Origin of the sequence: Micromonospora sp. NBC_00858, from assembly GCF_045207365.1 — a bacterium.
Lineage (GTDB): Bacteria > Actinomycetota > Actinomycetes > Mycobacteriales > Micromonosporaceae > Micromonospora.
On the sequence record NZ_CP108828.1, the window covers coordinates 2012868 to 2032717 of the forward strand.

Annotated in this window: 16 protein-coding genes, 1 pseudogene and 1 riboswitch; of the genes and pseudogenes, 14 read left to right on the plus strand and 3 right to left on the minus strand. The window is 75.2% G+C overall.

Annotation, left to right across the window (positions count from 1 at the left end; genetic code table 11):
• Positions 1-327: 327 nt before the first annotated feature.
• The 3 genes from OG990_RS09485 to OG990_RS09495 all read right to left on the minus strand — a co-directional run bounded on the left by OG990_RS09485 (position 328) and on the right by OG990_RS09495 (position 2220).
• Positions 328-810: a hypothetical protein gene (locus tag OG990_RS09485; RefSeq protein ID WP_406079912.1), complete on the minus strand. Its 483-nt coding sequence runs from the start codon at positions 808-810 to the stop codon at positions 328-330.
• A gap of 122 nt (positions 811-932) precedes the next feature.
• Complete coding sequence (locus tag OG990_RS09490; RefSeq protein ID WP_406079914.1) at positions 933-1646, minus strand: hypothetical protein; 714 nt, start codon at positions 1644-1646, stop codon at positions 933-935.
• Positions 1639-2220, minus strand: a complete 582-nt coding sequence (locus OG990_RS09495) for an RNA polymerase sigma factor (protein ID WP_406079915.1) — start codon at positions 2218-2220, stop codon at positions 1639-1641. Before OG990_RS09495 ends, OG990_RS09490 begins: the two co-directional genes overlap by 8 nt.
• A gap of 120 nt (positions 2221-2340) precedes the next feature.
• Here OG990_RS09495 and OG990_RS09500 point away from each other — a divergent pair, with 120 nt between their 5' ends.
• The 14 genes and pseudogenes from OG990_RS09500 (at position 2341) to cobA (ending at position 19847) form a co-directional block, all read left to right on the plus strand.
• Complete coding sequence (locus OG990_RS09500) at positions 2341-2676, plus strand: hypothetical protein (protein WP_328416301.1); 336 nt, start codon at positions 2341-2343, stop codon at positions 2674-2676.
• 514 nt (positions 2677-3190) lie between these two features.
• A riboswitch (cobalamin riboswitch) is annotated at positions 3191-3320 on the plus strand.
• Positions 3321-3404: 84 nt separating this feature from the next.
• Entirely contained in the window at positions 3405-3536 is a 132-nt protein-coding gene (locus OG990_RS09505; RefSeq protein ID WP_328416302.1) for a hypothetical protein, read from the plus strand.
• 123 nt (positions 3537-3659) lie between these two features.
• Entirely contained in the window at positions 3660-7328 is a 3669-nt protein-coding gene (cobN, locus tag OG990_RS09510; RefSeq protein WP_406079916.1) for a cobaltochelatase subunit CobN, read from the plus strand.
• Positions 7325-9580: a magnesium chelatase subunit D family protein gene (locus OG990_RS09515; protein ID WP_406079918.1), complete on the plus strand. Its 2256-nt coding sequence runs from the start codon at positions 7325-7327 to the stop codon at positions 9578-9580. The genes cobN and OG990_RS09515 overlap by 4 nt, the downstream gene beginning before the upstream one ends.
• On the plus strand, positions 9580-10191 hold the full coding sequence (gene cobO, locus OG990_RS09520) for a cob(I)yrinic acid a,c-diamide adenosyltransferase (RefSeq protein WP_355608835.1): 612 nt from the start codon (positions 9580-9582) through the stop codon (positions 10189-10191). Before OG990_RS09515 ends, cobO begins: the two co-directional genes overlap by 1 nt.
• The gene (locus tag OG990_RS09525) at positions 10188-11555 is read left to right on the plus strand and encodes a cobyrinate a,c-diamide synthase (protein WP_406079919.1); all 1368 of its coding nucleotides are present in this window, start codon (positions 10188-10190) and stop codon (positions 11553-11555) included. Before cobO ends, OG990_RS09525 begins: the two co-directional genes overlap by 4 nt.
• Positions 11552-12340 (plus strand): precorrin-2 C(20)-methyltransferase, encoded by a 789-nt coding sequence (cobI, locus tag OG990_RS09530; RefSeq protein WP_406079920.1) that lies wholly within the window; start codon positions 11552-11554, stop codon positions 12338-12340. Before OG990_RS09525 ends, cobI begins: the two co-directional genes overlap by 4 nt.
• Positions 12337-13203 (plus strand): precorrin-4 C(11)-methyltransferase, encoded by an 867-nt coding sequence (gene cobM, locus OG990_RS09535; RefSeq protein ID WP_406079922.1) that lies wholly within the window; start codon positions 12337-12339, stop codon positions 13201-13203. Before cobI ends, cobM begins: the two co-directional genes overlap by 4 nt.
• Positions 13200-14270: pseudogene (locus OG990_RS09540) on the plus strand (cobalt-precorrin-5B (C(1))-methyltransferase); the annotation flags it as partial. The gene cobM and the pseudogene OG990_RS09540, both read left to right, overlap by 4 nt.
• Positions 14231-15571, plus strand: coding sequence for a precorrin-6y C5,15-methyltransferase (decarboxylating) subunit CbiE (gene cbiE / locus OG990_RS09545; RefSeq protein ID WP_406081708.1), 1341 nt, complete (start codon positions 14231-14233; stop codon positions 15569-15571). The pseudogene OG990_RS09540 and the gene cbiE, both read left to right, overlap by 40 nt.
• On the plus strand, positions 15559-17316 hold the full coding sequence (cobJ, locus tag OG990_RS09550) for a precorrin-3B C(17)-methyltransferase (protein WP_406079923.1): 1758 nt from the start codon (positions 15559-15561) through the stop codon (positions 17314-17316). Before cbiE ends, cobJ begins: the two co-directional genes overlap by 13 nt.
• Positions 17304-17501 carry a 4Fe-4S binding protein gene (locus tag OG990_RS09555; protein ID WP_328416320.1) on the plus strand — a complete coding sequence of 66 codons (198 nt, stop codon included), beginning with the start codon at positions 17304-17306 and terminating at the stop codon, positions 17499-17501. The genes cobJ and OG990_RS09555 overlap by 13 nt, the downstream gene beginning before the upstream one ends.
• A gap of 88 nt (positions 17502-17589) precedes the next feature.
• On the plus strand, positions 17590-18186 hold the full coding sequence (locus OG990_RS09560; protein ID WP_406079925.1) for a precorrin-8X methylmutase: 597 nt from the start codon (positions 17590-17592) through the stop codon (positions 18184-18186).
• Positions 18183-19847, plus strand: a complete 1665-nt coding sequence (gene cobA, locus OG990_RS09565) for a uroporphyrinogen-III C-methyltransferase (RefSeq protein ID WP_406079926.1) — start codon at positions 18183-18185, stop codon at positions 19845-19847. Before OG990_RS09560 ends, cobA begins: the two co-directional genes overlap by 4 nt.
• The last annotated feature ends 3 nt before the right edge of the window (positions 19848-19850 follow it).

Here is a 19850-nt window from a genome sequence, read left to right on the forward strand (position 1 = left end):
TGTCCTGGCGCGTTACGACACCGTGCGGGAAGGCCATGCGCATCTGCCTGAGACCCCGTCCCCGCGCGACCCGCTCGTCGACAACAACACCCGCATTTCGCGACTCCCATTTCCGCAGGTTATGGCCTTGGTCCGGGCAATTCTGTGGCATCACCCGGGTCTTGCCACAAGGCCCCCGGTGCGGTATATGTTGAGAGTGGAAGGGAGTGGGTAGGTACTTCCCTTTCCCTTGATCGTCCGCCAGACGGACACCCCCCGCACACCATCAGGCGATCAGCCAACGGCCTGCCGCCGGGAAACCGATGCGGCGGCAACATCCCACGACGGTCAGGGCAGTCGGTCGGCGTACACCAGGTCCATCGTGTCGGTGTGTCCCGCCCAGCGGAGTTCGAGGTGCCAGCAGCCAGCCCGCGGCATGTCGATGATCGATGGGCCAGGACCGCCGGCGACCTCCCGGGTCACCCTGGTGTCGGTGCCGTCCAGCGTCGCGGTGATCGCCAGCGTGTCGGGCGACGTCGTGTCGGGCGACGTTGTGGCAGCGCGGGAGACCCACAGGATCTTGTTGCTCGACCCGTCCTGCCTGACCTCTGCCAGTGGGTGAGCGAACAGCACCGCCACGATGTCGCCCCTCGCGCCGAAGACGTGCGGGGCCCGGGCGTCCCCGCTGAACCCGGCGTCCGCCCAGTCCGGCAGGGACCCCGTCTCGACCCGCGAGCTGCAGCCTGTGGCCGCGCTCGCCGGGGCCGTGGTGGCCGGAGCGCCGGCCGGCGTGGCTGACTGGCCGGTCGTACACCCCGCAAGCAGGACCACCGACCCCAGCATGAACCTGGCCCAGGAACCCATCTCGCCCCTCCCGGATAAGCGTTGGCGACTCGAATCGCAGCGTCGCACCCTCTAGACACCGGACCGGCCTGCCAGGTTCCCGAACGTCCCTACCTCAACGATCCGGCGATCTCGATCGCCTCGGTCTTGCTGAGGTCGCCCTCAAGCCGATAGCTCACGCCACCGGCCTGCCAGATCAGGGTCGAGGCGGCGAGCCGGGCGGTCTCCACCCGAACCTCTCCCGCCCGGTCCACATAGGCCAGCGTGTGTGGGCCACCGACCCAGACGGCGAAGTCGCGGTTGACCTGGACCCAGTCCGCCGGCCTGCTGGTCTCCTTGTGGAAGGCCAGGTCGAGTCGACCGTCGAAGGCATCGATGCGCAACGTGCCCCCGCCGTAGAGCAGCGTCGCCACCCGGTAGCGGCCTGCGCCGTCGGGATCGGCGACCAGCACCTGCTCGGGCGTGCCCAGCTTCGCCGGCAGGCGAATCGGGAAGCGCACCGCCCGTTGTGCCTCGTCGAGAGTGGTGGTCCGCTGCGCGGGCAACGGCGACGGAGTGCCGGTGGGCAGCTCCGCGGGCGAGGTAGCAACGCTGACTCCGGCGAAGCGCAGCAGCCCCGCGACGGCGTCGGCGAGGGCGCCCCGTCCCGGCGGCAGCACCGCCACCAGCAGGGCGACGAGCGCCGCAACGGCATACGAGCGCCACCGGCGTCGCCGGCGGGCGGGCGCGGTGAGCTGTGCGCGTACGCGCGCGGTCACCTCGGGCGGATCGGGTGTCTCCAGCCAGGCCGACAGGTCGCGCAGCTCCCTTTCGAGGTCACCCATGCCGGACCTCCTCGCGATCGAGCAGGCCGCGGAGCTTCGCCAGAGCCCGGAACGTCCGCGACTTCACCGTGCCCCGGGGCCAGCCCAACGTCGCCACCGTCTCCTCCTCGCTGAGATCGAGGAGGAATCGGCAGACGATCACCTCGCGGTCCCGCACCGGCAGTTGGCGCAGCGCCTGCACCAGCGCGGTGCGGCGCTCCCCGGCCAGGACCGCGTCGACCGCGCCATCTTCGGCGATCTCGGACGCCGGGTTCGCCGCCGCAGCCCGCAGGACGAGCCCGTCCCGCCGGTTGCGCGACCGATGCAGGTTGCGGGTCTCGTTGGCGACGATCGCCAGCAGCCATGATCGGAAGGACGACTCGCCCCGATAACGGGACAGCTTGCGGTATCCCTTCACAAACGCCTCCTGGATGACGTCCTCGGAATCCGAGCCCGCGCCGAGCAGCACCGCCGTCCGGTACGCGGACGCGGTGTGCCGGGCGACCAGGAGGTCGTACGCCTCCAGGTCACCTGCCCGTGCGCGGGTGACGAGCACGTCGTCGTCCAGGGGGACCTCCGGTTGGATCACACTCATGACACCGCCCGCGCGCTCTGGGTTCCACCCGCGGTTCGGCCAGCTCACTCCCACCCGACGTGCAGCGTATTGCCAGGAATCGGTGGTGCACTGGGAGGGCATCGAGGAGAGGGGTGGGTCATGGGCTGGTTCAGTCGACGGGCACGGGGCACCGAAGCGACCCCGACGAAGCTGGACCGGGAGGCGACCCGGGACGACCTCGCGGCGCTGGAGGCGTTCATCGCCAGCCGGCAGGGGGTGGAGTTCTACCTGGAGCCGGAGACGACCGCGACCGACACCACCGTGATGGCGATCGCACACGACGGCGAGTGGATCCGCCGCCGGACGGGCACGCCACGTGCGGCGGGCGCCATCGCCCGCAAGCACGCGGTGCCGTTGTACGAGGCGGCCCGCACCGGCTACCCGGAGCGGATGCGGGTGTGGAGCCGGGCCCACCCGGAGCGCCACGCCCGCTGAGGCCCGCCGCCAGCGGATCATGACCGACGGCGGTCCCGCCGTCCGCTGCTTCGCTGACCTGGGCTGACCGCGTCGACGATCACATTTCCGCCCCCGGCGGGGTCCTGGCAACCTCGGTCCGGACGTTGTTCCGGGCCGGAGTCACTGGTGGGGAGCCGGTGGTCGGCGTTCGGATCCCGGGGTCGGGCCGGATTGATCGTGGCCGTTGACCCACGTCCGCTCTGTTCGAGGCGGGCGGGTGGCGATTCAACGCTCCCGTCAGGGACCCGGGCTGGCCGGATGGTCCGCCCGCCATTGTTCCGTTGCCGGGAACGCAACGATGAACGCGCTGCCGCTATCGCGCCGGGTGCGGCAGGGCAAAGAGCGCGCGGCATTGAAGCGGGGCATTGTGAGGGCGGCGAATCGAGGCGTACCGATCGGCGTATCTCGATCGGTTGGGCCCGGCCGTCGGCGGTGGGGGCAGCGTTGACCGGCGGCGGACGGGTGTGGCAGCATTCGCGCCCTGACGGCAGTGAAGGAAGTCGGTGCGATTCCGACGCGGTCCCGCCACTGTCACCGGGGAGTGATCCCCCCTCGTGCGCCACGACCGTGTGTCTGCGGTTGGAAGGCCGGGGGAGAGCGTCGATCCGGAAGCCAGGATACTTCGGCCGTCGGGACGTACCCCAGGGCGTGGACACCCGAGGAGGACCCGATGACGCATGGCGTCTCTTTCGTTGACGAGCACCGTCATGACCCGCACGGTGGACGCTCCGCCGTACCCGCAGCCGCACCCGGATCCGGCCCCGCCGGCATGCGCCGCGCCGGTCGGGTGGACGGCCGCGCCGGCCACCGGCACCGCTGAGTCGCGCACCCGGCGCTGACCGGCCCCGACGCCCGCGTCGGTGACCCGTCCGCTCGGCCGTCGTACCGGCTGACGCCGCACCCACCCGCTTCGTCCAGGTCGCCCTCATGGGCGACGGGGACGTCACTCTCCGGAGCCTTCCGTGCGCATCCTGCTGCTCTCCACCGCCGACACCGACCTGCTGGCCGCCCGTTCCAGCGATGCCGACTACCGGCTGGCCAACCCCGCGCGGGTCGCCGCCGACGAGGTGCCCGCCCTGCTCGACGGTGCCGACCTCGCCGTCGTACGCCTGCTCGGGGGCCGGCAGGCGTGGCCGGACGGCCTCGCCGCGGTGCTCGCCACCGGCCTGCCGACGGTCGTGCTCGGCGGCGAGGCAGTGCCCGACGCGGAGCTGATGGCCGTCTCCACCGTGCCGTCCGGGGTGGCCACCCAGGCGCTGACGTACCTGGTCGAGGGCGGCCCGGAGAACCTGGGCCAGCTGGCCCGGTTCCTCTCCGACACGGTGCTGCTCACCGGCGAGGGCTTCGCCCCGCCCGCGCCCACCCCGGCGTACGGCGTGCACGGCGAGTACTCAGTCGACCCGGACCGGCCCACCGTGGGGATCGTCTTCTACCGGGCGCACACGCTGGCCGGCAACACCGGCTTCGTCGACGTGCTGGCCGACGCGGTACGGGCGGCCGGCGGCAACCCGCTACCCATCTTCTGCGGCTCACTGCGCGGCCTGACCGCCGGCGCCGGCCCGCTCGGGCTCTTCGCCCGCTGCGACGCGCTGCTCGTCACGATGCTCGCGGCCGGCGGCGCGGTCGCCGCGGACGCCTCCGGTGGCGGCGATGAGGACGCCTGGGACGTCCGCGCGCTGGCCGCCCTGGACGTGCCGGTCATCCAGGCGCTCTGCCTGACCAGCACCCGCGAGCAGTGGGCCGGCAGCGACGCCGGACTGTCCCCGTTGGACGCCGCGATGCAGGTGGCCATCCCCGAGTTCGACGGCCGGATCGTCACCGTGCCGTTCTCGTTCAAGCGGATCGACGCCGACGGGATCTCGGTCTACGCCGCCGACGAGGAGCGGGCCGCGCGAGTGGCCGACATCGCGGTGCGGCACGCCCGGCTGCGGTACGTGCCCAACGCCGACAAGCGGGTCGCCGTGGTGCTCAGCTCGTACCCCACCAAGCACTCCCGGGTCGGTAACGCCGTCGGGCTGGACACCCCGGTCTCGGCGGTCCGGCTGCTCGCCGCGTTCGCCGACGCCGGCTACCACCTCGGCGACGGCCCGGTGCCCGACGACGGAGACGCGCTGATCCACGCCCTGATCGCCGCCGGGGGTCACGACGTGGAGTGGCTCACCCCGGAGCAGTTGGCCGCCGCCGAGGCCCGGGTGCCCGGGCAGACGTACCGGCGCTGGTTCGAAGGGATTCCGGCCGGGCTGCGCGAGCGGATGCGGGAGCACTGGGGCGAGCCACCCGGCGAGCTGTACACCGACGGCGGGGACATCGTGCTCGCCGGGCTGCGCTTCGGCAACGTGGTGCTGCTGATCCAGCCACCGCGCGGCTTCGGGGAGAACCCGATCGCCATCTACCACGACCCGGACCTGCCGCCCAGCCACCACTACCTGGCCGCGTACCGCTGGCTGGCCGCGCCGGTCGCCGACGGCGGCTTCGGCGCGGACGCCGTGGTGCACCTGGGCAAGCACGGCACCCTGGAATGGCTGCCCGGCAAGGGCCTCGGTCTCGCCGCCGACTGCGCGCCCGACGCGGTCCTCGGCGACCTGCCGCTGGTGTACCCGTTCATCGTCAACGACCCCGGCGAGGGCACCCAGGCCAAGCGGCGGGCGCACGCCGTCGTGATCGACCACCTGGTGCCACCGATGGCCCGCGCCGAGACCTACGGCGACCTGGCCAAGTTGGAGCAACTGCTCGACGAGTACGCCACCGTGCAGGCGCTCGACCCGGCCAAGGTGCCCACCGTGCGGGCGCAGATCTGGGACCTGGTGCGCGCCGCCGAGTTGCACCACGACCTGCACGCCGAGGCGATGCCGGCCGCCGACGACTTCGACGACTTCGTGCTGCACCTCGACGGCTACCTCTGCGAGGTCAAGGACGTGCAGATCCGCGACGGGCTGCACATCCTCGCCGCCGCGCCGACCGGCGAACCCCGGGTCAACCTGGTCCTCGCGGTGCTGCGCGCCCCGCAGATCTGGGGCGGCACCCGTGCCCTGCCCGGCCTGCGGCAGGCCCTCGCCAGCGCGTACGGGCTCGACGAGCAGGAACTGCTCGCGACGCCGGGACAGCGGCTGGCCCTGCCCACCGAGCTGACCGACGTGGTGGACGGACCGGCCGGCACTGCCGCCGACGCCGTCGACCTGATCGAGGCGCTGGCCCGACGGCTGGTCGTCGCGATGGAGACCCTCGACTGGCCCACCGGGGCCGTCGACACGGTGGTCGAGGAGGTGACCGGCCGACCGATCCCGGACGTCGCCGCCGTGCTGCACTTCGCCGCAACCGAATTGGTGCCCCGGCTGGACCGGACCACCGACGAGCTGACCAACACCCTCGGCGCGCTCGACGGCCGGTTCGTGCTGCCCGGCCCGTCCGGTTCACCGACCCGGGGTCTGGTCAACGTGCTGCCCACCGGCCGCAACTTCTACTCCGTCGACCCCAAGGCCATTCCCAGCCGCAACGCCTGGGATGTCGGGGTGGCCCTAGCGGACTCGTTGCTGGCCCGGCACCTCGCCGACACCGGGGCGTACCCCCGCTCGGTGGGGTTGACCGTGTGGGGCACCAGCGCCATGCGGACCCAGGGCGACGACATCGCCGAGGTGCTCGCGTTGCTGGGCTGCCGGCCGGTCTGGGACGACCGGTCGCGGCGGGTCACCGGCGTCGAGGTGGTGCCGACCGCCGAGCTGGGCCGGCCCCGAGTCGACGTCACCGTGCGCATCTCCGGCTTCTTCCGCGACGCGTTCCCGCACGTGGTGGCGCTGCTCGACGACGCCGTCCGGCGGGTCGCCGCCCTGGAGGAGCCCGAGGCCGAGAACTACGTCCGGGCGCACGTCGCCGCCGACCTCGCCGAACACGGCGACGAGCGGCGGGCCACCGCGCGCATCTTCGGCTCCAAGCCCGGGGCGTACGGCGCCGGGCTGCTGCCGCTGATCGACGCCCGGACCTGGCGCAGCGACGCCGACCTGGCCGAGGTGTACGCGGTCTGGGGCGGCTACGCCTACGGCCGTGGCCTGGACGGCCGGGAGGCGCGCGCCGACATGGAACGCTCGTTCGCCCGGATCGCGGTGGCGGTGAAGAACCAGGACACCCGCGAGCACGACATCGTCGACTCCGACGACTACTTCCAGTACCACGGCGGGATGGTGGCGATGGTCCGCCACCTCACCGGCGTCTCCCCGCAGGCGTACGTGGGCGACTCGGCGATGCCGCACAACGTGCGCACCCGCACCCTGGGCGAGGAGACCCGGCGGGTGTTCCGAGCCCGGGTGGTCAATCCGAAGTGGATCGCCGCCATGCGCCGGCACGGCTACAAGGGCGCCTTCGAGCTGGCCGCCACCGTGGACTACCTGTTCGGCTACGACGCCACCGCCGGCGTGGTCGACGACTGGATGTACGAGCACCTGGCCGCCGCCTACCTCTTCGACGAGACCACCCGGGAGTTCCTGGAGCGGTCCAACCCGTGGGCGCTGCGCGGCATCACCGAGCGGCTGCTGGAGGCCGCCGACCGGGGGCTGTGGGCCAAACCCGAGCCGGCCACCCTCGACCGGCTCCGCGACACGTACCTGGCCAGCGAGGGTGACCTGGAGGACCGCGCATGACCACCTACCCGTTCAGCGCCGTGCTCGGCATGGCCGACATGCGGCTGGCGCTGCTGCTCAACGCGGTGTCCCCGGCGATCGGCGGGGTGCTGGTCCGCGGCGAGAAGGGCACCGCCAAGTCGACCGCCGTACGCGCCCTCGCCGCGCTGCTGCCCCCCGTACCCCGGGTCGAGGGTTGCCGGTTCGGCTGTGATCCGGCCGAGCCCGACCCGGCCTGCCCGGACGGCCCGCACCCGGCCGGCGCTCCTGCCGAGACCCGTCCGGCCCGCCTGGTGGAGCTGCCGGTCGGCGCCGCCGAGGACCGGGTGGTCGGCTCGCTGGATCTGGAGAAGGCCCTCGGCGAGGGGGTACGCGCCTTCGAACCGGGCCTGCTCGCCGCCGCGCACCGGGGCGTGCTCTACGTCGACGAGGTCAACCTGCTGCACGACCATCTGGTCGACCTGCTGCTGGACGCTGCGGCGATGGGCCGCAGTCACGTCGAGCGGGAAGGTGTCTCGGTCAGCCACGCCGCCCGGTTCCTGCTGGTCGGCACCATGAACCCGGAGGAGGGGGAGCTGCGCCCGCAGCTGCTCGACCGGTTCGGGCTCACCGTCGAGGTCGGCGCCAGCCGGGACCCGGCGATCCGGGTCGAGGTGGTCCGCCGCCGGCTCGCCGCCGACGCCGACCCGACCGGCTTCGCCGCCCGCTGGGCCGACGCCGACACCGAGATCGCCAGCCAGGTGGCCGCCGCCCGCCGTCGGCTTCCCGGGGTACGGCTGCCCGACGCCGCGCTGCGCCAGATCGCCGAGGTGTGCGCCGCGTTCGATGTGGACGGGATGCGTGCCGACATCGTCACGGCCCGTACCGCGCTGGCGCACGCCGCCTGGCACGGCCGGGACCGGGTCACCATCGACGACGTTCGGGTGGCCGCCCGGCTGGCCCTGCCGCACCGGCGCCGCCGCGACCCGTTCGACACCCCCGGGCTGGACGAGAAGCTCCTGGACGAGGCGTTGCAGCGAGCCCAGGACGCGCACCCCGACGACGAACCGGACGATGACGGCCCCGACGACCGGGGGCCGGACGGCGGTGGTGGTCCGCAGGGTGGCGGCGGCCCGGATGGGAGCGGGGGCCCGGACGGCGATGGCGGCCCGAACGGACGTGGCCCCGATGGACGTGGCCCCGACGGAGCAGACCCTGGTCCGGGCCGGGCCGGGCAGACGGCCGCCGGCGACACCGGCCTCGATGGACGGGCCGATCAGGGTTCCGACGGCGGGCGGCCGCAGCGCGCGTCGGACGACGACGGCTGGAGCGGCCCCGACCAGGACAACGGGCCGCGCGGCGACCGGACCGAGGGAGGCGACGGCGTGGCCAGCGGGGCGGCCGACGGCGACCCGGGCCGGGGCGGAGCGCACGCCCCTGCGGGCGGTCAGCCGATGGCCGTACCCCGGGGTGGGTTGAAGGCGCGGCTGCTCACCGCGCCCGGTGTGGGTCACGGGGTGCCCGGCCGACGTTCGCGCGCCCGCACCGGCCGGGGCCGCACCACCGGTGCCCGGGTGCCGGCGGGCCGGGTCGGGGCGCTGCACCTGCCGGCCACGGTCCGCGCCGCCGCGCCGCACCAGGCCGCGCGGGGACGGCTGACCGGCCCGCTGCGGCTGCGCCCGGACGACGTACGCGAGGCGGTCCGGGAGGGACGCGAGGGCAACCTGGTGCTGTTCGTGGTGGACGCCAGCGGCTCGATGGGCGCCCGGCAGCGGATGACCGCCGTCAAGGACGCGGTGCTGGCCCTGCTCACCGACGCGTACCAGCGGCGGGACAAGGTCGCGGTGATCGCCTTCCGGGACGCGGGCGCGCGGACGCTGCTGCCGGCCACCTCGTCGGTGCTGGCCGCGTCGACCCGGCTGGCCGAGCTGCCCACCGGCGGGCGTACGCCGCTGGCCGAGGGGCTGCTTGCCGCCGCCGACCTGCTACGGGTGGAGCGCCTGCGGGACCCGAAGCGGCGTCCCCTGGTCCTGGTCGTCACCGACGGCCGAGCCACCGCCGGCCGCCGCCCGCTGGACCGCGCGGCGGGAGCGGCGGCAGTGCTGGCCGCAACCGGCGCCGCCTGCGTCGTCGTCGACTGCGAATCCGGCCCCGTCCGCCTGAACCTGGCCAACCGCCTGGCACTCCAACTGCACGCCCCCCACCGCCGGCTCGACGACGTCGCCGCCAACCCCCTGCGGCATCCCCAAGCCGCAGTCCGCACCACCAGCACGCCAGACAGGAGTGTCGCCTGATGCCGCAGGGAAAGCCGAGCACGGTGCCCGCCGACGGGTTGACCACCCGGCAGCGACGCCACCGGCCGCTGCTGATGGTCCACACCGGACAGATGAAGGGGAAGTCCACCGCCGCCTTCGGGCTGGCCCTGCGGGCGTGGACCGCCGGCCTGCCGGTCGGGGTGTTCCAGTTCGTCAAGAGCGCCAAGTGGCGGGTGGGGGAGGAGAACGCCTTCCGGGCGCTCGGCGAGGTGCACGACCGTACCGGCCAGGGCGCACCGGTGGCCTGGCACAAGATGGGCGAGGGCTGGTCCTGGATCCAGCGAGGCGCCGACGCCGACCATGCCGCCGACGCCCTGGAGGGCTGGCGGCAGATCCAGCGCGACCTGGCCGCCGAGCGCTACGGGCTGTACGTGCTGGACGAGTTCACCTACCCGATGAAGTGGGGCTGGGTGGACGTCGACGAGGTGGTGGCCACCCTGGCCGACCGGCCCGGCTTCCAGCATGTGGTGATCACCGGCCGGGACGCCGACCCGCGGCTGGTGGCCGCCGCCGACCTGGTGGCCGAGCTGACCAAGGTCAAGCACCCGATGGACGCCGGCCAGAAGGGCCAGAAGGGCATCGAGTGGTGAGCGTCGGAGTCGCCGCCGAGCCGTGGCCGCTGCCCCGGGTGGTGGTCGCCGCGCCGGCCAGCGGTCACGGCAAGACCACCGTGGCCACCGGGCTGCTCGCCGCGCTGCGCCGCCGTGGCCTGACGGTCAGCCCGCACAAGGTCGGCCCGGACTACATCGACCCCGGCTACCACGCGCTCGCCGCCGGGCGGCCCGGCCGCAACCTCGACCCGTTCCTGGTCGGCCCGGAGCTGATCGCCCCGCTGCTGCGCCACGGCGCCACCGTCCCGAGGCCCGCCGACGTGGCCGTGGTGGAGGGCGTGATGGGTCTGCACGACGGCGCTGTCGGTCGCCGCGACTACGCCTCCACCGCGCACGTGGCCCGGCTGATCGAGGCACCCGTCCTGCTGGTGCTGGACACCACCGCGCAGGGCCGCTCCGCCGCCGCGTTGACGCTGGGCATGGCCGCCTTCGACCCGGCCGTACGGATCGGTGGAGTGATCCTCAACCGGGTCGGCCCGCTCCGACACGAGACGCTGCTGCGCGACGCGCTGGCCGAGGTGGGCGTACCGGTGCTCGGGGCGGTCACCCGGGCCGCCGAGGTGGCCGCCCCGGCCCGGCACCTGGGGCTGGTCCCGGTCGCCGAGCGGGCACCCGAGTCCCTCGCGATCGTCACCGCCCTCGCCGAGCTGGTCGAGTCCACCGTGGACCTCGACGCGGTGCTCGCCCTGGCCCGGACCGCCCCGGCACTGACCGCCCCGGCCTGGGACCCGGTCGCCGCCGTCGGCGGGCCGGCCGGCTCGGAGCGACCGCGCGTCGCGCTCGCCGGTGGTCCAGCCTTCACCTTCTCGTACGCGGAGACCGCCGAACTGCTCGCCGCGTCCGGCGCGGACGTCGTCACCGTCGACCCGCTGCGCGATCCGGCGCTGCCCGCCGGCACCCGTGCGGTGGTGGTCGGCGGCGGCTTCCCCGAGGCGTACGCGGAGGCGCTGGCCGGCAACGCCGCGCTCCGCACCGAGCTGGCCGCCTTCGACGGGCCGATCGTGGCCGAGTGCGCCGGGCTGCTCTACCTCGGGCGGTACCTGGACGGCGTACCCATGTGCGGCCGGCTGGACCTGACCGCCCGGATGACCGGCCGGCTCACCCTCGGCTACCGGGAGGCGGTGGCCGCCACCGACTCCCCGGTGGCCCGGGCCGGCGAGCCGGTACGCGGTCACGAGTTCCACCGCACCACCACCGACCCGGTGCACGGCGACCGGCCGGCGTGGCGCTGGGACGGCGCGCAGCATGGCTTCGTCGCCGGCCGGGTGCACGCCTCCTACCTGCACACCCACTGGGCCGGTCACCCCGGCGCCGCCCGCCGCCTGGTCGAGGCGTGCCGGTGACCGCCGCCGTCCGTCCCGCCGCCGCCCACGCAGGCTCGGCCGACGCCACGTTGACCGGGGTCGGTGTCGGACCCGGCGACCCGGAACTGCTCACCGTCAAGGCGGTGCGGGTGCTGCGCGAGGCCGACCGGGTCTTCGTACCCGTGATGGCGGACCGACCCGACCCGGACGCCGCAGCCGGGCGGGCCGAGCGGACCGTGCGGGAGTACGTGGCGGCGGACCGGCTGCGCCGGCTGCCGTTCGCCCTGGACGACCGGGGCGGGGTGACCGCCCGCCGGACGGCGGCCTGGGACGACGCCGCGCACGCCGTGGTCGACGCCATCGACATGGGCGCGCGGTCGCTGGCCTTCGCCACCATCGGCGACCCGAACGTCTACTCCACCTTCGGCTACCTGGCGCAGAGCGTCCGGGCGCTGCGCCCGGCGGTACGGGTGGCGACCGTGCCCGGTGTCACCGCCATGCAGGAGCTGGCCGCGCGCAGTGGCACCCCGCTCTGCGAGGGACGCGAGCCGCTGACCCTGCTGCCGGCAACCGCCGGGCTGGCGCTCTTCGCCGACGCGCTGGCCGGGCCGGGCACCGTGGTCGCCTACAAGGGCTGGCGGCGGCACCCGGAACTGCTCGCCGAGCTGCGCCGACAGGGCCGGCTCGCCGACGCCGTGCTCGGGCGCAGCCTGGGGCTGCCCGATGAACGCATCGGCCCGGTCGACGACCCCGAGCACGACCTGCCGTACCTGTCGACGCTGCTGGTCCCGGCCCGCCGCGAGCACCGAGGAGGAAAGCTGTGACCACCGACGGCAAGGTCTGGTTCGTCGGGGCCGGCCCTGGGGCGGCGGACCTGCTGACCCTGCGGGCCGCCCGGGTGATCGCCGAGGCGGACATCGTGATCTGGGCGGCCAGCCTGGTACACGCCGACGTGCTCGGTCACGCCCGGTCCGGGGCCGAGATCGTCGACTCCTCACAGCTGCCCATCGAGGGGGTGCTCCCGCTCTACCAGCGGGCCGCCGAGGACGGGCTGACCGTGGCCCGGATCCACTCCGGCGACCCGGCGCTGTGGGGCGCGGTGCAGGAGCAGCTGGACGTGTGCAGGGCGCTCGGCCTGGCCGTCGAGATCGTGCCCGGGGTCTCCTCGTTCACCGCCGTCGCGGCGATCGTCGGGCGGGAGCTGACCGTCCCCGAGGTGGCCCAGTCGGTGATCCTCACCCGGCTGGAGGGTGGCAAGACCCCGATGCCGCCCGGCGAGCGGGTCCGCGACTTCGCCCGGCACGGCACCACCATGGCGCTGTTCCTCTCCGCCGCCCGCTCCGGGCAGGTGCAGACCGAGCTGCTGGCCGGCGGCTACCCGGCGGACACCCCGGCTGTGGTGGCGTACCAGGCAACCTGGCCGGACGAGCTGGTGGTGCGCTGCACGGTCGGCACCCTGGAGGCCACGGTCAAGCAGCACCGGCTCTGGAAACACACGCTCTTTCTGGTCGGCCCGGCGTTGGCCGCCGAGGGCACCCGGTCGCACCTGTACCACCCCGGGCACTTCCACACCTTCCGTCGGGCCGAACCGGCCGCCCGCGCCGAACTCCGCCGCCAGGCGGGCGCCCGTACCGGCGGGGCGGTCCAGGATGGCGGCGAGCCGGCCACACCGGGCCACCCACTGTGACGTACGCCGAGCCGCCGCTGCGCGAGCCGGACCTGCCGCGGACCGCGAAGGTCCGGCCCACCGCGCTGCGCACCGGCTGGACCACCGGCGCCTGCGCGACGGCGGCGGCCAAGGCCGCGGTCACCGCGCTGGTCACCGGCGCGGCCCAGCCAGAGGTGGAGATCGGCCTGCCCGCCGGGCGGCGGGTGCGCTTCCCGGTGGCCCGCTGCGAGGTGACCGGCACCCCGCCGGCCCGGGCCGAGGCGGTGGTGGTCAAGGACGCCGGCGACGACCCGGACGTCACCCACGGCGCCGAGCTGACCGCCACTGTGGACTGGGCTGACGCCCCCGGGCTGCTACTGGCCGGCGGCTCCGGCGTCGGCACGGTCACCAAGCCGGGCCTCGGCCTCGCGGTCGGCGGCCCGGCGATCAACGACACCCCACGCCGGATGATCAGCGAGGCGGTGGCCGAGGTGGTCGACCTCACCGAGGTCGGCGTCCGCGTGGTGATCAGCGTGCCGCGCGGCGAGATCATGGCCCGCAAGACCACCAACCGGCGGCTCGGCATCCTCGGCGGCATCTCGATTCTCGGCACCACCGGGATCGTCCGACCCTTCTCCACCGCCTCCTGGCGGGCCAGCGTCGTGCAGGCCGTGCACGTGATGGCCGCGCAGGGCGAGCGGACCGTGGTGCTCTGCACCGGCGGGCGTACCGAGCGGGCCGCCCGCGCGCTGCTGCCCGAGCTGCCCGAGGTGTGCTTCGTCGAGGTCGGCGACTTCACCGGCGCCGCGGTCACCGCCGCCGTGGGCGACGCGATGACCGGGGTGGTCTTCGTCGGCATGGCCGGCAAGCTGGCCAAACTCGCCGCCGGCATCCTGATGACCCACTACACCCGCTCCAAAGTGGACCTCTCGCTGCTCGGCGCGGTGACCGCCGAGGCCGGCGGTGACCCGGCACTGGTCGACGAGGTGACCCAGGCGAACACCGGCCGGCACGCGTACGAGCTGTGGGAGGCCGCCGGGCTGCTCGCCCCGGCCGGCGACCTGCTCTGCCAGCGGGTCGGACAGGTGCTGCGGCGCTTCGCCGGGCCGACGGTCAACGTGGACGTGGCGATGGTCGACTTCGCCGGCGCGCGGGTGGTCGCCTCGTCGGGCCGGTGGGACCGGTGACCCCGGTGACCGTGATCGGTCTGGACGCCGCCGGCGCCCCGCCGCACCCGGCGCTCGCGCCGGCGCTGGCCGCCGCCGCTCTGGTGGTCGGTGCCGCCCGGCACCTGGCGGCGGTGCCCGTACCGCCCGGCGCGGCCACCGTCGCCCTCGGCCCGCTCGCCCCGGCCGTACGGCGGCTGGCCGACGCCGTCGCCGCCGGGGTGCCGGCCGTGGTGCTGGCCAGCGGGGATCCCGGCCTGTTCGGCATCGTCCGGCGGCTGCGCGCGGCCGGGGTGCCGCTGTGGGTGGTGCCGGCGGTGTCCAGTGTGGCCGCCGCGTTCGCCCGCGCCGGACTGCCCTGGGACGGCGCCGCCGTGGTCACCGCGCACGGCCGTGACCCGCGACCGGCGCTGAACGCCTGCCGGGCGCTGCCGCTGGTCGCCGTGCTCACCGCGCCGGGTGCCGGCGCCGCCGAGCTGGGCGCCGGGCTGGCCGGCTGGTCGCGCCGCCTGGTGGTCGCCGAACACCTGGGCACCGACGCCGAACGAATCCGCGAGGTGACCCCCGAGCAGGCCGCTGCCGAGACGTGGTCCGACCCGCACGTGCTGCTCAGCCTCGTCACCACCGCCCCGGCCGACCTCGGCGGGATGCGGTGGGACAACCAGCCCGCCGCCACGCCGGCGGGCGGCTGGGCGCTGCCGGAGACCCGGTACGCCCACCGCGACTCGATGATCACCAAGTCGGAGGTACGCGCCCTCGTCATCGCCCGGCTGCGCCCCCGGTTGGGCCGGCTGGTCTGGGACATCGGCGCGGGCAGCGGTTCGGTGGGCATCGAGTGCGCGCTCCTGGGCGCGGCCGTGCTCGCCGTCGAGCAGGACACCCGGGCCGGCGAGACGATCCGGGCCAACGCGGCCGCGCACGCCGTCGACGTCCGGCTGGTCGTCGGGCGTGCCCCGACGGTGCTGGCCGGCCTGCCCGAGCCCGACGCGGTCTTCGTCGGTGGCGGCGGTGCCGACGTCCTCGCCGCCGTGGCGGCCCGCCGACCCGATCGGGTGGTGCTCACCCTGGCCGCCCTGGACCGGGTCGCGCCGGCCGTCGGCCTGCTGCGCACCGCCGGCTACACGGTCGAGGGCAGTCAGCTCTCCGCCGCCCGCCTCGCCGACCTGCCCGGCGGGTCGATCCGCCTCGCGGCCACCAACCCGGTGGTCGTCCTCACCGGGGAGCGCCCGTGCACAACCTGACCTCGCACACCCGGATCGGGCTGGTCGCGGCCACCGCCGCCGGCCGACGGCACGCCCAGACCGTCGCCGCCGCCTGGCCGCACGCTCGGCTGGTCGAGGGGGAGAGCGTCGCCGACGCGCTGCGGTCCGCGTGGGGGCTGTGCGACGCCGTGGTCGCCTTCCTGGCCACCGGCGCGGTGGTGCGGATCCTCGCCCCGCTGCTCGGCGACAAGCGCACCGACCCGGCCGTGGTGGTCGTCGACGAGGCGGCCCGGCACGCGGTGGCGCTGCTGGGCGGGCACGCCGGTGGCGGCAACGACCTCGCCGAGCAGGTCGGCGCGCTGCTGGACGCCCGGCCGGTGGTCACCACCGCCACCGACGCGGTCGGACTGCCGGGGCTGGACACCCTCGGCTGGCCGGTGCAGGGTGCCGTCGCCGCCGTGTCCCGGGCCATCCTGGACGGCGAGCCGGTCCGGCTGATCGCCGACGCCGCCTGGCCGCTGCCCGCCCTGCCACCGAACGTCCAACCACAGCCCGCCACCGCCGAGAGCGGCGAGGGCGGCACCGCCGACGCGGCGGACGGCGGGTACCGGCTGCTGGTCACCGACCGGGTGGTGCCGCTGGACGAGCGGACCGCGGTGCTGCGCCCCCCGTCACTGGTCGCCGGGGTCGGCGCCAGCCGGGGCGTACCCGCCGCCGAGGTGGCGGAGCTGCTGCACCGGGTGCTGGCCGAGGCCGGCCTCAGCCCGGCCAGCCTGCGCTGCCTGGCCAGCGCCGACGTCAAGGCCGACGAGGCGGGCATCCAGAGCACCGCCGACGCGCTCGGCGTACCCCTGGTGACCTGGCCGGCGGCGCGGCTGGCGGCGGTCGACGTGCCGGACCCCAGCGAGGTGGTCCGCGCCGCCGTCGGCACGCCGAGCGTAGCGGAGGCCGCCGCGCTGCTCGGCACGTCCGGCCGCCCGGGAGACGCCGCGCTGCTGGTGCCGAAGACCGCGACGGCGATGGCCACCGCGGCGGTGGCCCGGCACGCGCCGCGCGGCCGGCTGGCCGTCGTCGGGCTCGGCCCCGGCGCCGCCGACCTGCGCACCCCGCGTGCGGTGGCCGAGCTGCGCCGGGCCGCCGTGGTGGTCGGCCTCGACCAGTACCTCGACCAGGTCCGCGACCTGCTCCGCCCGGGCACCCGCGTTCTGTCCAGCGGGCTCGGCGCGGAGGAGGCACGGGCCCGCGCCGCCGTCGCCGAGGCCGCCGCCGGCCACGCGGTCGCGCTGGTCGGGTCCGGCGACGCCGGGGTGTACGCGATGGCCAGCCCTGCCCAGGAGTACGCCGACGAGCGGATCGACGTGGTCGGCGTCCCCGGGGTGACCGCCGCACTGGCCGCCGGCGCGCTGCTCGGCGCCCCGCTCGGCCACGATCACGCCTACCTGAGCCTGTCGGACCTGCACACCCCATGGGAGGTCATCGAGCGGCGGGTGACCGCGGCGGCCGAGGGTGACTTCGTGACGCTGTTCTACAACCCGCGCAGCCGCCACCGGGACTGGCAGCTCGGTGCGGCGCTCACGATCCTCGGCAAACACCGGCCCCCGGACACGCCGGTCGGGGTGGTGCGCAACGCCAGCCGCCCCGGCGAACGCGTGCACCTGGCCACCCTGGCCACCCTCGACCCGGCCGTGGTCGACATGTACAGCGTCGTGGTCGTCGGCAGCAGCGACACCCGGCTGGTCGCCGGCCGCATGGTCACGCCCCGGGGGTACCGGTGGCGATCGTGACCATCGGCGCGTGCCAGGGCTGCGGCGCCTGCCTGCTCACCTGCCCCACGCACGCGATCCGGCCGGTCGCCGGCGGTCTGACGGTCCGCGCCGACCGCTGCACCGGCTGCCTGGAGTGCCTGGAGATCTGCCCGGTGGACGCGATCCGCGTCGCCGATCCCGACGAACGTGGAGGAGTCCGATGAGTTCGACCGTGGTCAGCACCGCGCCCCCGGTTGGCTGGGGGAACCGGTTCGGTGTCGCCCGGTCGGCTGCCGGTGTGGGGGAGCGGCGGTGAGCCGGGTGGTGCACCCCATCGAGGCGGAGTCGTACCGCATCCTGCGCGACCGGGTCGACCTGTCCCACCTGCCGCCGCTGAGTCGGGCGGTGACCGAGCGGGTGGTGCACGCCAGCGCCGACCTGGCGTACGTCGACGAGCTGGTCTGCGACGAGCCGGCCCTGGAGTCGGGGCTGGCCGCGCTGCGCGCCGGCGTGCCGGTGGTCACCGACGTGGCGATGGTCGCCGCCGGCATCACCCGAGCCGGCCTGGAGCTGGTCTGTCCGGTCGCCGAACCGGCCGCCGCCGAGCTGGGCCGGACGGCCGGGATCACCCGCTCGGCGGCGGCCGTGCGGATCGCACTCGACCGGGTCGGGCCCGGCGCGGTCTGGGTGATCGGCTGCGCGCCCACCGCACTGGTCGAACTGCTCACCCTGGACGCCGCGCCGGCGTTGGTCGTCGGCCTGCCGGTCGGCTTCGTGGGCGCCGCCGAGTCCAAGGCGGCGCTGCGGGCCAGTGGCCTGCCCGGGGTGTCCAACGTGGGGGAGACGGGCGGTTCGGCGGTCGCCGCCGCCGCCCTCAACGCCCTGCTCTACGTCGAGGAGATGCCATGACCGGGTTGGTCATCGTCGGGCACGGCACGCGCAGCGTGGCCGGGGTCGACCAGTTCGCCGCGCTGGTCGAGCGGGTCCGCCGCCGCGGCGTCGTCGGTGACGTGGAGGGCGGCTTCATCGAGCTGTCCCGCCCGCCGCTGACCGACGCGGTCGGCGCGCTCGTCGCGCGCGGGCACCGGGCGTTGGTGGCGCTGCCGCTGGTGCTCACCGCCGCCGGGCACGGCAAGGGTGACATCCCCGCCGCGATGGGACGCGAGCAGGAGCGCCATCCCGGGCTGAGCTACCGCTACGGCCGTCCGCTCGGGCCGCACCCGCTGCTGCACGACGCCCTCGAACAGCGGATCGACGCGGTGCTGGCCGGAGCGGATCGGGCCGGCACGGCGCTGACTGGTGCGGACCGGGCCGACACGTGGGTCGCGCTGATCGGCCGGGGTTCCACCGATCCGGACGCCAACGCCGAGGTGGCCAAGGTGGCCCGGCTGCTCTGGGAGGGGCGCGGCTACGCCGGCGTGGAGCCGGGGTTCATCTCGCTGGCCGAGCCGTCTGTGCCGGGGGTGCTGGACCGGCTGCGTCGGCTCGGCGCGCGGCGGATCGTGGTCGCGCCGTACTTCCTGTTCGCCGGGGTGCTGCCGGACCGGATCGTCGCCCAGTCCGCGGAGTTCGCCGCCGCCCACCCCGAGCTGGACGTGCGGGTCGCCGACCTGATCGGCGACTGCGACGCGCTGGCCGACCTGGTGCTGGAGCGGTACGCCGAGGCGCTGGGCGGGGACATCCGGATGAACTGCGACACCTGCGCGTACCGGGTGCTGATGCCCGGCTTCGCCGACAAGGTGGGCCGCCCGCAGCGACCGCACGACCACCCCGACGACCCGGTCGGCGGCCACCACCACCACGGGCACGGGCACGGTCACGACCAGCACGACCACGGATCGGTCGCGGTGGTCGGCGGCGGGCCGGGACCCGACGACCTGATTACGGTACGCGGCAAGGCTCTCCTCGACGCCGCGGACGTGGTGGTGGTCGACCGCCTGGCCCCGCAGGGGCTGCTCGCCGGGCTGCGTTCCGACGTGCTGGTCGTCGACGCCGCCAAGGTGCCCCGTGGCCCGTCGATGGACCAGGAGGCGATCAACGCGGCCCTGGTGACGCACGCCCGCGCCGGCCGGCGGGTGGTCCGGCTCAAGGGCGGCGACCCGTACGTGTTCGGTCGCGGCCACGAGGAGGTGCAGGCCTGCGCGGCGGCCGGCGTGCCCGTGACCGTCGTCCCCGGGGTGAGCAGCGCGTTCGCCGCGGCGGCGCTGGCCGGTGTGCCGGTGACCCACCGCGGGGTCGCGCACGACGTCACCGTGGTCTCCGGGCACCTGCCGCCCGGGCACCCCGATTCGCTGGTCGACTGGGCGGCGCTGGGCCGGGCCCGCGGCACGCTGGTGCTGCTGATGGCGGTGGACACCATCGCCAAGATCGCCGCCGCGCTGGTCGAGCACGGCCGTGCCCCGGACACGCCGGTGCTCGCCGTGCAGGACGCCGGCCAGCCTGACCAGCGTGCGGTGCCGGCCCGACTCGACGAGATCGGCGCTGTCGCCGCCCGGGAGGGCATCGGCCCGCCCGCCGTCTTCGTCCTCGGCCCGGTGGTCGACGTCGCGACCACCGGGCCGACGGCCTGACGA

Coding starts and splice junctions, on each gene's coding strand:
- OG990_RS09515 (WP_406079918.1), top strand. CDS start 7,325: ATGACCACCTACCCGTTCAGCGCCGTGCTCGGCATGGCCGACATGCGG.
- OG990_RS09500 (WP_328416301.1), top strand. CDS start 2,341: ATGGGCTGGTTCAGTCGACGGGCACGGGGCACCGAAGCGACCCCGACG.
- OG990_RS09495 (WP_406079915.1), bottom strand. CDS start 2,220: ATGAGTGTGATCCAACCGGAGGTCCCCCTGGACGACGACGTGCTCGTC.
- cobO (WP_355608835.1), top strand. CDS start 9,580: ATGCCGCAGGGAAAGCCGAGCACGGTGCCCGCCGACGGGTTGACCACC.
- OG990_RS09505 (WP_328416302.1), top strand. CDS start 3,405: ATGACCCGCACGGTGGACGCTCCGCCGTACCCGCAGCCGCACCCGGAT.
- cobA (WP_406079926.1), top strand. CDS start 18,183: ATGACCGGGTTGGTCATCGTCGGGCACGGCACGCGCAGCGTGGCCGGG.
- OG990_RS09490 (WP_406079914.1), bottom strand. CDS start 1,646: ATGGGTGACCTCGAAAGGGAGCTGCGCGACCTGTCGGCCTGGCTGGAG.